This is a genomic window from Flavobacterium sp. (assembly GCF_036405015.1).
Taxonomy (GTDB): domain Bacteria; phylum Bacteroidota; class Bacteroidia; order Flavobacteriales; family Flavobacteriaceae; genus Flavobacterium.
This window is the reverse complement of the sequence record NZ_DASWYK010000120.1, coordinates 1-15803: the sequence shown is the minus strand read 5'-3', so window position 1 is coordinate 15803 and position 15803 is coordinate 1. Positions and strand designations below refer to the sequence as shown.

Here is a 15803-nt window from a genome sequence, read left to right as displayed (position 1 = left end):
GGAGCTTTCTGAAAAGCTGGGCCGCTTTTGACTTCGGTTACATTTCCACAGCCAATAATTCCCCATTTTATAATTTCCATTGTTTAAGTTTTTAGTTTCTCAAATTTAAAAAAGGTTTGCCACGAATTACACTAATTTCCTCGAATTCTTTTTTTATTTGCCACAGATTACAGGATTTTTACAGATTATTAAAGAGAAAACATAGATATGAAAATCATTTTAATCCTTTTAATCTGTGGCAAAAAAATAGCCACGATTTGCACATTTCCAAAAAAAATAAATTCGTGGAAATTAGTGCAATTCGTGGCTAAAAAAAAAATTAAGTTTAAAGTCTTACTTTTTAGGCAAAGCTTTAAAGCCCATATTGTAAAGTGTAAATGCTTGAATATCTACATTCTCTTGGATGGTAGCCGCAACAGATTTTCCTGCTCCGTGCCCTGCTTTAACATCAATTCGAATTAAAACTGGATTTTCACCCGTTTGTTTTTCCTGTAATTCAGAAGCAAATTTGAAACTGTGTGCCGGAACAACACGATCATCATGGTCTCCTGTTGTTACCATTGTAGCAGGATAATGTGTTCCTTTTTTAACGTTGTGAACCGGAGAATATCCTTTTAAATATTCGAACATTTCTTTGTTGTCTTGAGCGGTTCCGTAATCAAAAGCCCAGCCTGCACCTGCAGTAAAAGCATTGTAACGAAGCATATCCATAACTCCAACAGCTGGTAAAGCTACTTTCATTAAGTCTGGACGTTGCGTCATGGTTGCGCCAACTAACAATCCTCCGTTAGAACCTCCGCGAATCGCTAAATAATCAGATGAGGTATATTTTTGAGCAATTAGATATTCTGCAGCAGCAATAAAGTCGTCAAAAACATTTTGTTTCTGCAGTTTTGTTCCTGCATCATGCCATTTTTTTCCGTATTCGCCACCACCTCTTAAGTTAGCAACTGCGTAAACTCCGCCATTTTCCATCCAAACAGCATTTGCAATACTGAAACTTGGAGTCAAACTAACATTAAATCCGCCATAGCCATAAAGGATTGTTGGATTTTTACCGTCTAATTTTGTTCCTTTTTTATAAGTAATGATCATTGGAACTTTTGTACCGTCTTTTGAAGTATAAAAAACTTGTTTTGACTCGTAATCTTCACTTTTGAAATCTACTTTAGGTTTCTGATAAACCTCAGATTTTCCAGATTTTGGTTCAAAAGAGTAAATGCTTCCAGGAGTTGTATAATTTGTAAAACTATAATATAGAATCTTTTCTTCTTTTTTACCACCAAATCCACCTGCAGTTCCGACTGCTGGAAGTTTAATTTCACGAATTAATTTTCCGTTGTAATCATACTGTTGTACAAATGAAACAGCGTCTTTAGTATAATTAGCAAAGAAATATCCTGCACCTGTTGAAGGCGACAAAATATTGTTGGTTTCTTTAATGAAATCTTTCCAGTTTTCAGGTTTTGGATTTGAAGCATCAACTGTAACAACGCGTTTGTTTGGGGCATTAAAATCAGTTTCGATGAATAATTTGCTTCCTTCGTTTTCGATAATATTATTGTCTGAATTGAAGTTGTCTACAATAGTTACAATTGGACTGTTAGGTTTCGTTAAGTCTTTAATGTACAATTCGTTTCCATAAGTAGAATTTGCAGCTGTAATTACCAAGTAACGATTGTCTTCAGTTACATAACCTCCAACGTATCTTCTTTTTTTATCGACACCAAAAATTACTTTATCCTCTTTTTGAGAAGTTCCCAGTTTGTGGAAATATAGTTTATGCTGATCAGTTAGAGCAGACAATTCACTTCCTTTTGGTTTGTCATAACTTGAATAATAGAAACCTTCATTTCCATACCAAGAAACGCCACTGAACTTTACATCAACCAATGTGTCTTCTAAAACTTTTTTAGAAACAGCATCAATAATAATAACTTTTCTCCAGTCGCTTCCACCTTCAGAAATCGAATAAGCGGCTTTATTTCCATCTTTAGAGAAATTCAATCCTCCAAGTGAAGTTGTTCCGTCTTTTGAAAAAGTATTTGGATCTAAGAAAACTTCTTCTTTTCCGTTAAGATCTTTTCTGTAAACAACAGATTGATTTTGAAGTCCATTGTTTTTAGAATAATACGTAAATTTTCCTTCTTTAAATGGAGCACCGATTTTCTCGTAGTTCCACAATTTTTCCATTCGCTTTTTTAATTCTTCGCGAAACGGAATTTTATCTAAGTAACCATAAGTTACTTCATTCTCAGCTTTTACCCATGCACCGGTTTCAGCAGATTTATCATCTTCTAACCAACGGTAAGGATCACTTACTTTGGTATCAAAATAAACATCAACAGTTTCGCCTTTTTTAGTTTGCGGATATTGAATTTTGCCTTGTCCAAATGAGATTCCTGCAGTTGTAATAGCCATTAATAAAAATGTTTTTTTCATAGTTAGTTTTTATCTGTTGTAACAAAAATAGTCTTTTTTGTTTAAAAAAATAAAGTAAGAAAAACTTTCTAATTGTTAAAAAAATAACCATATAAGTGATATAAGTAAATATCAGCGCATGCCAAATTAAATGAACTTATATGACTTATATGGTTTAAAATATTACAGATTAAAATTAACTCCTAAAACGATGTTTCTTCCAATGTTAGGAATACCGTCTGTTTTTAATCTCGAAAGATGTGCAATATATTTTTTATCAAATAGGTTGTTTCCGTTTAGGTTAATATCGAAAGCAGTTTTTCCTAGTTTAACTGTTCCTCCAAAACCTAAATTTACTAAAGTATAACCTTTAGAAGCTGTTTCAAATCCACTCACATTATCTTGAGCAAAAGTGGAAGAAACATTCAAAGAAGCAAAACCTTCGCTTAACCAGTCTTTAATGTTGAATTCAGTTCTTAATGTATTATTCCAGTTGTTTGCAGGAATTAAAGGCAGATAATCTTTGTTTTCTTTTTTACCTGTAACCGTTTCAAAACTAGTTTCAAAATGCAACCAGTCTAATGGATGCGGGTGAAAGTGCAAACCAACTTCTCCACCATACAATTGTGCATTATCCTGAACATATGCAAAAACATCATTGTCATCTCTAACTTCTCCAGTTGGCGAAGTATAGATGTAGTTGTTTACGTGATTGTAGAATCCGTTTACGAAAAACTCGAAATGAGTGCTTTTGTATTCTAAATTCAAATCGGTCTGAACGTTTTGTTCTGTTTTCAGATTAGCATTTCCAATTTCGTAACGATTTGTTCCTTCGTGAACACCGTTTGAAGTTAATTCAGCTAAGTTTGGAGCTCTAAATCCTGTCGCTACATTCAAACGAAGTGTTAGCGGATCAGCCAACTTGGTTTTGTAACCTAAAGAAGCATTAAAACTGTCAAAAGATTTGTCAAGAGGTAGAAAATAACCTTCTTCACCTTCTGTTCCGTGAGCGATTGAAGTAATATTTCTATTATCAAAACGCAATCCAGCCTGAAGAACACTGTTATTCCATTCGTAATTTGCTGTTCCAAAAACACCAAAATCGTTTGTTGTTGCATCTGGAATTAAATATTCTTCACCAGAATTTTTATTCGTTTGGTGCATTCCCTGAACACCTACAATAGTTTCGATTTTTCCGAATTTTGGAAAATGATATTTTGCATTATAATTGAAAGTATTCAATTTCATGTGTAAAGAAGCTTCGTTGCTGTCTTCAAATTCGCTTCGGTCATTAGAAATATAGCCTAAATCAACATCTAATTTTGAGTTTTCAAAAAAGACAGTATTATTCAAACTCAATAAATGATTGAAAATTCCCTGTCTTGGAAATTGTGTGTCTTTGCTAGAAGATTGTTCTGCAATTCCGTCTTCTGGAATTCCGATATCCAATTTGTTGTAGTTATATCTTAAAACACTTGAGAAAGTTGAATTACTGTATCCAATTCCTGTTTTAAAATCAGTTTCGTTATAACGTGAATTCGTTACGCGGTCACCATCTGCAATTTTATAATCTGAATGCGTGTTGTAACTTCCACGTGCTAAGAATTTCCAATTTTCTGTAGATGTTTTTAATCCGATAGAAGAATTACTTCCTTGTGTATTGGTAAAATATTTTTGACTGAAATTAGCTTTAAAATCGCCTGCATCAGCAAATTTTTCTGGATTAAAATATAAAACTCCTCCCAAAGCATCAGAACCGTATAATAAAGATGCTGGACCTTTAATTACTTCTACGCTTTCAATTCCGGCATCATTTAAACCTAAACCATGTTCGTCTCCAAACTGTTGATTTTCGATACGAACACCTTGAGAATATACTAAAACGCGGTTTCCGCTCAATCCACGAATTACAGGTTTTCCAATAGAAGTTCCCGTAGAAATCTGAGAAACTCCAGGAATTGTAGCCAAACCTTCAATCAAAGTTGAAGTTCCTTTTTGCTGTAATGTCTTGATGCTTTCGTGCTCAATTTTCATTACGTTTTGCGATTGTAATTTGTTGAACGGAGTAGAAACGACCACTTCATCCATTTCTAAAATAGATTCCTCTAGTGTAATGTCTAAAGTGTTTTGCTTTAATAATTTTGCTATCGTTTTGTTTTGATTAGCATATCCAACATACGTAAAAGCAAGTCTAAGACTTCCGTTTGGAAGATTGTTTAATTCGTATTTTCCGTTTGCGTCTGTAGTGGTTCCTTTATGAATCTCAGGCGCATAAACAGAAACGCCAGGCAATGGATTATTTTGATTATCAGTTACAGTACCTGAAACCGAATTTTGAGCAGATAGAATGCCCGAGAACCCTAAAATAAGGGCTAATATGAATTTTTTCATTTGAAAATGATGCTATAGTTAATTTGATTTTTTCTTTTAATAAAAAAAACAAACGAACAGCAAAGCATTCTGATCCCAACTTTAAGCCATTAGGATTAGGAAACTCAACGGTTTTTGAATTTTTAATTAAAAGAAATGTGATTTTTTTTCGAAATCGAAAACTTAAGAAACTAGAGCTGTGGGAGGTCCCCGTAAGAAATACGAGGTACTTGAAATTGAAAAAATCTTCTCTGAAAAAGGGAAGAAATAAGGAGTTTCGCGATCAAAAGAATGAAACTGAAAAGAGAAATCCTGTGGAATAATAAAGGATTCAAAAGCAAAATGACAAACAAAACAAACGTCATAATCATGATGCTGATGCGTTATTTCACCATTTGGATCATTATAATTATGATGACACTGCTTTTCAGAAAGTTGTTTTACGATATGCTCATAACTGTGTATCGACTGAAACAATATTGAAAACAATATTGTTACAGCAAAGGATAAACTTAATATGAGCTGCTTTTTCTTCATTTGCTGCAAAGGTATAAAACATCAAAAGAAAATTCATCAATTTTTTGCTCCTGTTGGCCGATTTATTGAAAAAAATGCAACAATTAATTTTATTCGTAAGCAAAATAAGAATATTTATGGTTCTTAGCGCTGCCTGAAAAAGCATTATATTATATTTGTATATGAAATAAACAGATGAACAAGAACGTTTATTTAAAACAACCTTTTAAAAACAAACTTACGATATGCGAATTATTTTTAGCTGCCTATTTTTACTCACTTTTTTTAGCTCTTTTGCACAAGAAGAGGTTAAACCTGAGATAAAACCGGTAGTTAAAATAGATTCTTTATATAGAGAAGATCAGTTTTTCTTTTCTATGACTTATAATATGTTCACGGATATTCCGATTAACTTTAAACAAAATAAATTTTCACTTGGGCTTTCTGCAGGGTTTTTACGCGATATGCCGGTTAATAAATCCAGAACAGTAGCGATTGCGACAGGATTAGGGTTGAGTTATCAAAACTACAATCAGAATTTAAATATTTCTAAAGATGCTGCGGGAACAATTATCTATGGAGTAAATAATTCCAGCGAATTTGTTTCTAACCGCTACAGACAATATTCTGTAGATCTTCCAATAGAATTCAGATGGAGAAATTCTACTTACGAAAGCACTAAATTTTGGCGTATCTATGGGGGAGTAAAACTAAGTTATATTTTCTCGAGTACCTCTCTTTTAGATGATGGTGAAAATACCTATAGAATTAATAATAACAAGGACATCAATAAGTTTCAATACGGGCCTTATTTGGCGGCAGGATATAACACTTGGAATATCTATTTATATTATGGTTTAAGTCCTTTGTTTAATTCAGCGACGACTTTATCAGGAGAAAAAATTAACATGAAAAGCTTAAATGCCGGATTGATTTTTTACATTTTATAACCACAGGTATAAAAACAATAATTGAGGCATTATGCCAATAAACAAACCGATTAATATTTCTCTTGAAGTATGAGCATTCATTTCTAAACGAGATGAAGCCACAATTCCTGACAACAAAATTAATAATGCCGGCCAATACGGATTATGCATTTGAAGATGAATGTTTAGCCCAATTACAAAAATGGCAAAACCACAAATGGCAACCATATGTAAACTCGCTTTTATTTTGAAAAGGGCAAAAACCAAAGCCAGAATAGCACTGAATAATGCACCCAGAAAAAAGAAGTGAAGTTCTGGATAACGGATAATAACAATGCTTCGTTTTACGAGCAAAATATATAAAAAACACTGCAAAATTAGTGGAATTGTACGCTCGGAAGTCTGACTCAGCATAACAGATTTTACGTGTCCTGTAGACTTAAGAAGTAAATAAAATAAAATTGGTACAATTACATTGATCACCAATATCTGAAGCAGAACATAATATTTTTCCTGTGTACTAAAGATATTTCCTTTACAGAATAAATAAAACATTGTAGCATACAACGATATAAAAATCGGATGGAGTATATAGGAGAAAAGCGGAAGTATTTTTTTCAAAACAGGCATTTTTTTGGGTAATAAACAAATATACTGAAATATTATTCTTTGCCACGAATTGCACAAATTTTCTCAAATTTCTTTTATTTAGCTATTCTAATCTGAGATTTTTAATGATTATAAAAATGAATGAAATTAGTGAAATTCGTGGCAAACATTATCGAGGTAAATGTCTATTTTTTTAAGAAAATCACAACTCTTTTCTATCTTTAATGTCTTAATTTTGAAAAAAAGATATTTCTAAATGAGCCTAAATTTAAAAAGCCTGATTTCAGTTCTAAACGCCAAATGGATTGGCTCAGAAACTGATGTTTTTATTGACCATATTTCAATAGACAGCCGTTCATTACAAAACGGATCTCAAACTTTATTCTTCGCCTTGGCAGGTGTAAACAATGATGCTCATTTATTTATTTCCGATTTAATAGAAAACGGAGTACAGAATTTTGTGGTTCAGTATATTCCGGAAGGTTATGCAGATAAAGCTAATTTCTTAGTTGTCGAAAATACGCTTCAGGCTCTTCAGGAATTTGCTGCCTATTACCGAAATCTATTCCATTTTCCAGTTATCGGATTAACTGGAAGTAACGGTAAAACGATTGTAAAAGAATGGCTTAATTTCTTATTAAGTCCAGACTATAATATTGTTAGAAGTCCCAAAAGTTACAACTCTCAGGTTGGAGTTCCGCTTTCGGTGATTTCAATCAACGAAAAACACAATTTAGGGATTTTTGAAGCGGGAATTTCAACAGTCAATGAAATGGCTAAGTTGGAGAAAATCATTAAACCTACTATTGGAGTTTTAACGAGTATTGGTTCCGCTCACGATGAAGGATTCGAAAATTTGGAAGAAAAAATCAAAGAGAAATTATTGTTGTTCAAAGACGCTTCAGTAGTAATTTATCAAAAAAATGAAAAAGTTGATCATTGTCTAAATGACTTGAATCAAACGTTGTTTTCATGGAGTTTTTCAGATCAAAATGCGAATGTTTTTATTTTAAAAAAAGAAAGTAAAAACGATCATACGCATATTGAATATCAATATAACAATGAAAAATTCAGTTTAGAAATTCCGTTTAACGATTCGGCTTCTGTAGAAAATGCTATTTCCTGTTTATTGGTTTTGCTGTATTTTAAATACGACCAGAAAGTTATTCAAAGCAGAATTGAGATGCTTTATCCTGTTCGAATGCGTCTCGAAGTTAAAAACGGAATCAATAATTGCAGTATTATAGATGATAGTTACAGCTCTGATTTTCAATCATTAAAAATTGCTTTAGATTTTTTAGAAAGCCAAAAGAAAAAGAGTGCTTCAAAAACAGTGATTTTATCAGACATTTTCCAAAGCGGATTTACAAATGAAGAATTGTATTCTAAAGTAGCACAATTAATTTCAGACAATAAAATAAATCGCTTAATTGGTATCGGAGAAACCATTTCATCTTTTGTTGCTAAATTTCCAAACAGTATCATGTTTTCAAGTACAGCCGATTTTATAACAGCGATTGAAAGCCTGAATTTTCAAAATGAAACCATTTTAATAAAAGGAGCAAGATCTTTTAAATTTGAAGAAATTGTTTCACTTCTTGAAGAAAAAACACACGAAACGGTTCTGGAAATCAATCTTGATGCCATTAGTCACAACTTCAATTACTTTAAATCTAAATTGGCACCAAATGTCAAGATGATGGTAATGGTAAAGGCTTTTGGGTATGGAAATGGCGGTTTAGAAATTGCAAAATTGCTAGAACATCATAAAGTTGATTATTTAGGTGTGGCTTTCGCCGATGAAGGAATTTCATTGAAAAACGGTGGAATTAAATTACCAATTATGGTTTTAAATCCGGAATCTACCAGTTTTCCATCTATCATTCAATATCAATTAGAGCCAGAAATTTATAGTATAAAAGGATTAAATGCCTTTTTGAAAATCGCACGCGAAAAGAATTTAAAAGATTTCCCGATTCATATTAAAATTGATACAGGAATGCATCGTTTAGGTTTTGAAGAAAATACACTTCAGGAATTGATAGATACTTTAAAAGGAAATTCGACTGTTCGTGTTCAAAGTATTTTATCGCATTTAGCAACAAGCGATGATCCAAAACATTATGACTTTGTAAATAAACAGATTGCATTGTTTGAGAAATTATCTTCGCGATTAATATCAGAATTAAACATCAATCCGATTCGACATATTTTGAATACTTCTGGAATCAGTAATTTTCCGAATGCCCAATATAATATGGTGCGTTTAGGAATTGGTTTATACGGCGTTTCGAATGATTCTACGGAACAAAAATATTTAGAAAATGTTGGAACTTTAAAATCCATTATTTCTCAAGTTCGTGTGATTCCTGCAGGAGACAGCGTAGGTTACGGACGACGTTTTATGGCAGAAAAAGAAACCAAAATAGCCACAATTCCAATTGGTTACGCCGACGGAATTTCGAGATTATGGGGAAATGAAGTTGGTTTTGTCACAATCAAAAATCAGAAAGCGCCAATTGTAGGCAGTGTTTGTATGGACATGCTGATGGTAAACGTTTCAGAAATTGACTGCAAAGAAGGCGATCCAGTAATTATTTTTGGCGAAAGTCCAACGGTTATTGAGATGGCAGTAGCTTTAAAAACAATTCCGTATGAGATAATGACGAGTATTTCGCAGCGAGTAAAGCGCGTATTTTTCAGGTAGTTTTTAAACCATATAAGTCATATAAGTTCATTTTAGCTGGACTTGATTTTCTTTTTTTTGTTAGCTGTATAATTATTTATTGTGTAAATCTTATAATATCTTACATTACTTATATGGTTTAAATCGGTTTTTCTTAGTGATTTTAAGTAAAAATGCTTATTTTCGATATTCATTTAATGTAAAACTAAACAAATCAGATATGGGATTTTTTTCAGAATTTAAGGCATTTGCAATGAAAGGCAACGTAGTTGACCTTGCTGTTGCGGTAATTATTGGAGCTGCTTTTGGTAAAATTGTAAGTTCATTTATAGAAGATGTAATTACACCTTTAGTACTAAAACCTGCTTTAGACGCAGCTCATTTATCAAGGATAGAAGATTTGACCGCTTTTGGTGGAGTGAAATACGGTATGTTTCTTTCGGCAGTAATTAACTTTATTATCGTAGCTTTTGTTTTGTTCTTGATCATTAAAGCTTTGAACAGTCTTAAAAAGAAAGAAGAACCAGCACCGAATCAACCAGCAGCACCTACTCAGGAAGAATTGCTTACTGAAATTAGAGATTTATTAAAAAATAAATAAAAATATAATACCGCTACACTAAGTCTAACTTAACCGCCTTCTAAAGAGGCGGTTTTTTTATTTTGACATCATATATGAAGCAATTGTACTATTTTTATTGTGAGACAATGAAATAAAAAATACCAGAAATAAAATGGATATTCAAACAGCAAAGTATATAATTAATTATTTTCCTAATTTGTTGACAGATTTGGAAAGAATGGCTATTAGACATTCTCAATCAACTTATAAACTTAAAGGTTTAGAAAATACAAATTTGATAGAAATTTACAGAACAAAAGGTTGGCTTACTTCTGATCAAAGTGTATTAGATTTACTTAAAGAAAGTTACCAGCAATTTGAATTAAATACTGCAAATAGGATTTTGTCTCAACACCCAGATAAAATTTTCTTTAATTATTGTCCGAAATGCACTAAACTTTCAAGGACGCCATATTCAAGACAATGTCGATTTTGTGGATATAATTGGCATAATTTAACAGTTGCTCGATTTAAAGTCAGAGACTTTTTTCAAATAACTGACAGAGGATTTTTCTTATCAGGACAAATAGTAAAAGGAGAAATCAAAGTAGGGCAATTTATTGATTTAACAATTGTAGGTCTTAACAGGAAACCAAAGGTTGAAAAAATTGAATTTTTACTTAAGCGAGAGCAAAACAACATTTGGGAAGATGTTGCAATTGGAACAAACGAATTAACAAAAGAAGATCAAGAGTATTTAAAAAGTATTGGTTCATTTGCATTACCTTTTGACATAATTAATAAACGATAAAAGCTGTTCGCGGAATTTGCAGTAAATCAACTTTTGTTTGTTTTGTAACATTTTGTTATTTTTTGTGAACCACCTTGTCAAGACTTTTATTATACTTATTTTTGCTTCACAAATTAGATTAATTGATTATTTAAAAATATAAAAATGAGAATTGCAGTTGTAGGTGCTACCGGAATGGTTGGCGAAGTAATGCTTAAAGTTTTAGCGGAAAGAAATTTTCCTGTTACAGAATTAATTCCTGTTGCATCTGAAAGATCAGTAGGAAAAGAAATCGAATACAAAGGAACTAAATATAAAGTAGTTGGTTTACAAACAGCAGTTGATATGAAAGCTGATATTGCTGTTTTCTCAGCTGGTGGAGATACTTCATTAGAGTGGGCGCCAAAATTTGCTGCTGCTGGAACAACTGTAATCGACAACTCTTCTGCGTGGAGAATGGATCCTACTAAAAAATTAGTGGTTCCAGAAATCAACGCTTCTGTGTTAACTAAAGAAGATAAAATCATTGCAAATCCAAACTGTTCTACTATTCAGATGGTATTGGCTTTGGCTCCTTTACACAGAAAATATAATATCGAAAGAATTATTGTTTCTACGTACCAATCGATTACTGGAACTGGTGTAAAAGCAGTAAAACAACTAGAAAATGAGTACGCAGGAATTCAAGGTGATATGGCTTACAAATATCCAATTCACAGAAATGCGATTCCTCATTGCGATAGTTTTGAGGATAATGGATACACTAAAGAAGAAATGAAATTAGTTCGCGAAACTCAAAAAATCTTAGGTGATAATACAATTAGAGTTACAGCTACTGCAGTTCGTGTACCAGTTGTTGGTGGACATAGTGAAGCGGTAAACGTTGAGTTCACAAATGATTTTGAAGTGAATGAAGTTCGCGAAATCTTACACAACACTGATGGAGTAGTGGTGCAGGATAATTTAGATACTTTTACCTACCCAATGCCATTATATGCAGAAGGTAAAAATGACGTTTTTGTTGGAAGAATCCGTCGCGATGAAAGCCAACCAAACACATTAAACATGTGGATTGTTGCGGATAACTTAAGAAAAGGTGCTGCAACAAACACGATCCAAATTGCAGAATATTTAATTCAGGCAGGTTTGGTATAATCTTAGAGATTAAAGAAAATTGTTATAAAGAAAAAGCCGTAATTGCGAAAGTAATTACGGCTTTTTTGATTCATTGATATATCCTATCATAGTAGTAATAAAACTTTTTATGGTACTAAAATGAAACTATTAAAAATACTTTTATAGCTCAATAAATGCATTTGGGTTAAATGGAACTGAATTATAGCTTAACAGAAAACGATTATTTACAGCAGCAATTATATTTGGCTTCGAAAAGTAAATTAATAAAGAAACAAAGAAAAACGGGTCGAATATTAGTGTTAATGATACTACTATTAATTGGCTTTTTGTTTTATGAAATTAATAATCTCCCGATAGTCTATTACTTTGGAGGAGCAAGTATTTTTTTTTTTGTTTTTTTCCTATTTATTTGAAAATATATTACAAAAGATTTTTTAGGAAATATGTGAAAGAGAATTTTAAAAATAGAATTGGAGTTACTTCCAAATTGCTTTTTAAGGAAGATGTATTGGAGGTTTTTAGTAAAGATATTGGTAGTTCGGAATTGAATTTTTCTGGATTTGAGAATATTAGTGAAATAAAGGATTATTTTTTTATTGCTTTAAAGACAGGTTTGAATATTATGATTCCAAAATCTGAAATTAAAAATGTTGAAACCCTTAGAGATGAGTTAAAAATGATAACTGAAAAAAAAGGAATCAGCTTTATTTCAGAGTTAGAATGGGAATGGAAATAACTGGTTAAGTCTTGAAAAAAATCACTAGTTATAAAAAAAGGCGAGAATTAATTTTCTCGCCTTTTTTATATTTTTAATATTCAGGTGCTAATTCTAATTCCAAACCTTCTAAATCTTCAGTAATTGGAATCTGGCAGCCCAAACGGCTATTTGATTTAACGTAAAATGCTTCCGAAAGCATAGCTTCTTCGTCATCTCCCATTTCCGGTAATGCAACATCGTTTAGAACATAACATTGGCAAGAAGCACACATGGCCATTCCGCCGCAGGTTCCTTCAACAGGAAGTTCGTATGCTTTGCATAACTCCATTATGTTCATTGCCATATCAGTTGGAGCCTGTAATTCGTGTATAACTCCTTCTCGATCTTTAATCTTTATTAATACATCCATTTTAAATTATTGGAATTTTATTGCAGAATTTGAAAACGTGTTCAAACTCTTTATTAATTTTAACTTTTGTCTTTTAAGCTAAAAGCATATTCTTTTCGATTGCCGTCTTTCAGGCGCATTTTTACACCAATTATATTACCTCCTTTTTCTAATATAGTGACAACGGAAATGACAGAGTAATAATCTTTATCAGCCTGGAAAATTAGTGTTCCTTCGTAAGTAGAGTTTAATACTCCTTGTTTGTCTGTCAGTGCGGCAAGTTTTCTCGGATGAGAGAACTCGGCAGAGCTGTAAGTTGCTTTATTTGAAAACTTTGCTTTTCCGTCGCAAAGGTCATATAAAAAATCATAATTGCCAATTCTTAAAGCGCCTTCTTCAGTTTTTCCATTCGTAGAAAAGATAATTTGCCCCGAATATTGAAAATCTGACCATTCTTCAGATTCATTTACCCAAGCTTTATAAGCAAGAAGTGTTTGACCCTGTTGTGCATTTACGACACTTACAAACAATAATAAAAAAAGAGCGTAATAGTTTCTCATAGTTTAAGATTTAGGGTTGGTTTACAAATTTAAATTAAAAATGTAACAATTTTGTAACCGAAACTCTTAAATCTTTGAGGAGTTTTTTATGAATGTCTCAAAAAACTGCATTTTATAAAGGTTTTTTTGTGAATTTTTCACGCAAACAACAATAAGGCTTATTATTCTTGTTAAAAATCAAAAGTAAATCCTTTGCAAAATTCTTTCTTTTGTTACATTATGTTTACCACTGTTTCAATTTGTGGTGCATATTTTTTAATAGTTGTCTCCACTCCAGCTTTCAGTGTCATTTGATTAACGCTGCAGCTAATACAAGCTCCTTCCAAACGAACTTTTACATGTTTATCATCTTCAATAGAAATTAATGAAATATCTCCACCATCAGATTTTAAAAATGGTCTTATCTCGTCTAAGGCCAATAAAACATTATTTGTTAATTCTTCTGTTGTCATAATTATAATGTGTCAATTTAAAAGAATGTGTCAATTAGAAAATTTGTTAATTAGATAATTATTCACATTATCTAATTGGCACATTATCTAATTATCTAATTTTTCTTCACTGCAGAGCAACCTGCCATTGTTGTAATTTTAATAGCTTCAGTTGCAGGTAAGCTTTCGTTTCTGTTTACTGTTTCCTGAACAACATTTCTAGTAATTTCTTCAAATACTTTTTCTATTGGAGAAGCGGTTTGTAATGCTGCCGGACGACCGTAATCTCCTGCTTCACGAATAGATTGTACAATTGGAACTTCTCCTAAAAATGGAACTTCAAGATCTTGAGCAAGATTTTTAGCTCCTTCTTGTCCAAAGATATAATATTTATTATCAGGTAATTCTTCAGGTGTGAAATAAGCCATGTTTTCAATAATGCCTAAAACAGGAACATTGATATTATCCTGCATAAACATTGCTACTCCTTTTTTAGCATCTGCTAAAGCTACAGCTTGTGGTGTACTTACTACAACAGCTCCTGTAATAGGAAGAGATTGCATGATAGATAAGTGAATATCTCCAGTTCCAGGAGGTAAATCCAAAAGCATGAAATCTAATTCGCCCCAATCTGCATCAAAAATCATTTGATTTAATGCTTTTGCAGCCATTGGACCTCTCCAGATTACAGCTTGACTTGGAGCAGTAAAAAATCCGATAGAAAGCATTTTGATTTCATAGCTTTCGATAGGTTTCATTTTTGATTTTCCGTCAACTGATATAGAAACCGGTTTTTCATTTTCAACGTCGAACATAATCGGCATTGAAGGCCCATAAATATCAGCATCTAAAACACCAACTTTAAAACCCATTTTTGCAAGCGTTACTGCTAAGTTTGCCGTTACAGTAGATTTTCCTACTCCTCCTTTTCCAGAGGCAACTGCAATAATATTTTTGATTCCTGGAATAGCACGACCTTTAATTTCAGGCTTTTCAGGAGATTCTACTTTAATATTTACTTTTACTTTAGCATCTGGAGATATTAATTCGTGAATTGTTTTTCTAATATCGTCTTCTGCTCTTTTTTTAATATGCATTGCCGGTGTGTGCAATACAAGGTCTACAACAGCTTCATCGCCAAAAGTAATAACATTGGTTACAGCGCCGCTTTCAACCATATTTTTTCCTTCGCCAGCAATAGTAATTGTTTCTAATGCTTTAAGAATTTCTTTTCTATCTAATTTCATTGTAATGGGCTATTTTTCTATTCTAAAAAGCCAGTTTTAAAGATTACTCTTATTTAAACTGAATTCAGGGTGCAAAGATAACGCATTAAGTTCGGAATTAAGCGATTTTGAATTGTAATTATTGATATAGAGATTATTCAAAATTATTACGTTTGTTTTTTTGCACTTTTAAATCTTAAAATAGAAAGATTTTAGTCTTTTCAAAACTGCTTTTTTTGTATAAATTTTCTTCTTTTTTGAAGTAGATTCTCATAAAACTTCGTTATATTTGATTGCCCAAATCGATGATTTTCAGTCATGAAAAAAGTATGTGAAAACTTATCTTTTAGGATTCTTTATTGGGTTTTCCGTATTTTTTTGAGAAGTTATTTTTTATCATTCTAAACTTTAAAAATATGCGAAATTTTACTTTTTCTATAATTGTTATTGCAATTAGCTT

The 15803-nt window shown here is 32.1% G+C and carries 14 protein-coding genes; 7 read left to right on the top strand and 7 right to left on the bottom strand.

Annotation, left to right across the window (positions count from 1 at the left end):
- Window positions 1-333: 333 nt before the first annotated feature.
- Both VGE71_RS09250 and VGE71_RS09245 read right to left on the bottom strand, forming a co-directional pair.
- On the bottom strand, window positions 334-2442 hold the full coding sequence (locus tag VGE71_RS09250; RefSeq protein WP_331138065.1) for a prolyl oligopeptidase family serine peptidase: 2109 nt from the start codon (window positions 2440-2442) through the stop codon (window positions 334-336).
- A gap of 162 nt (window positions 2443-2604) precedes the next feature.
- A complete protein-coding gene (locus VGE71_RS09245; protein WP_331138064.1) occupies window positions 2605-4812 on the bottom strand; it encodes a TonB-dependent receptor in 2208 nt (735 codons plus the stop codon).
- Between the two features lie 270 nt (window positions 4813-5082).
- On the opposite strand from VGE71_RS09245, the gene VGE71_RS09240 reads away from it, so the two are divergent.
- Complete coding sequence (locus VGE71_RS09240) at window positions 5083-5274, top strand: hypothetical protein (RefSeq protein ID WP_331138063.1); 192 nt, start codon at window positions 5083-5085, stop codon at window positions 5272-5274.
- A gap of 278 nt (window positions 5275-5552) precedes the next feature.
- On the top strand, window positions 5553-6257 hold the full coding sequence (locus VGE71_RS09235; protein ID WP_331138062.1) for a porin family protein: 705 nt from the start codon (window positions 5553-5555) through the stop codon (window positions 6255-6257).
- Here VGE71_RS09235 and VGE71_RS09230 read toward each other — a convergent pair.
- A complete protein-coding gene (locus tag VGE71_RS09230) occupies window positions 6252-6866 on the bottom strand; it encodes a hypothetical protein (protein ID WP_331138061.1) in 615 nt (204 codons plus the stop codon). The two genes, VGE71_RS09235 and VGE71_RS09230, sit on opposite strands and share 6 nt — an antisense overlap.
- 235 nt (window positions 6867-7101) lie before the next feature.
- Between VGE71_RS09230 and VGE71_RS09225 the strand changes: the two genes are divergently transcribed.
- From VGE71_RS09225 to VGE71_RS09205, 5 genes are all read left to right on the top strand, one after another.
- Window positions 7102-9552, top strand: a complete 2451-nt coding sequence (locus tag VGE71_RS09225; protein WP_331138060.1) for a bifunctional UDP-N-acetylmuramoyl-tripeptide:D-alanyl-D-alanine ligase/alanine racemase — start codon at window positions 7102-7104, stop codon at window positions 9550-9552.
- 199 nt (window positions 9553-9751) lie between these two features.
- On the top strand, window positions 9752-10132 hold the full coding sequence (gene mscL / locus VGE71_RS09220; RefSeq protein WP_091490638.1) for a large conductance mechanosensitive channel protein MscL: 381 nt from the start codon (window positions 9752-9754) through the stop codon (window positions 10130-10132).
- A gap of 133 nt (window positions 10133-10265) precedes the next feature.
- A complete protein-coding gene (locus VGE71_RS09215) occupies window positions 10266-10904 on the top strand; it encodes a hypothetical protein (protein WP_331138059.1) in 639 nt (212 codons plus the stop codon).
- 144 nt (window positions 10905-11048) lie between these two features.
- On the top strand, window positions 11049-12038 hold the full coding sequence (locus VGE71_RS09210; RefSeq protein ID WP_144215862.1) for an aspartate-semialdehyde dehydrogenase: 990 nt from the start codon (window positions 11049-11051) through the stop codon (window positions 12036-12038).
- Window positions 12039-12465: 427 nt separating this feature from the next.
- Window positions 12466-12756 (top strand): YcxB family protein, encoded by a 291-nt coding sequence (locus tag VGE71_RS09205; protein WP_331138058.1) that lies wholly within the window; start codon window positions 12466-12468, stop codon window positions 12754-12756.
- 73 nt (window positions 12757-12829) lie between these two features.
- Here the strand turns inward: VGE71_RS09205 and VGE71_RS09200 are convergent, their stop codons facing one another.
- From VGE71_RS09200 to VGE71_RS09185, 4 genes are all read right to left on the bottom strand, one after another.
- Window positions 12830-13147, bottom strand: coding sequence for a 2Fe-2S iron-sulfur cluster-binding protein (locus tag VGE71_RS09200; protein WP_091490641.1), 318 nt, complete (start codon window positions 13145-13147; stop codon window positions 12830-12832).
- Window positions 13148-13206: 59 nt separating this feature from the next.
- Window positions 13207-13686 carry a hypothetical protein gene (locus VGE71_RS09195; RefSeq protein ID WP_144215858.1) on the bottom strand — a complete coding sequence of 160 codons (480 nt, stop codon included), beginning with the start codon at window positions 13684-13686 and terminating at the stop codon, window positions 13207-13209.
- A 212-nt stretch (window positions 13687-13898) separates the two neighbouring features.
- On the bottom strand, window positions 13899-14138 hold the full coding sequence (locus tag VGE71_RS09190) for a NifU family protein (protein ID WP_057116000.1): 240 nt from the start codon (window positions 14136-14138) through the stop codon (window positions 13899-13901).
- A gap of 95 nt (window positions 14139-14233) precedes the next feature.
- The gene (locus VGE71_RS09185; RefSeq protein ID WP_331138057.1) at window positions 14234-15364 is read right to left on the bottom strand and encodes an Mrp/NBP35 family ATP-binding protein; all 1131 of its coding nucleotides are present in this window, start codon (window positions 15362-15364) and stop codon (window positions 14234-14236) included.
- Between the last annotated feature and the right edge of the window lie 439 nt (window positions 15365-15803).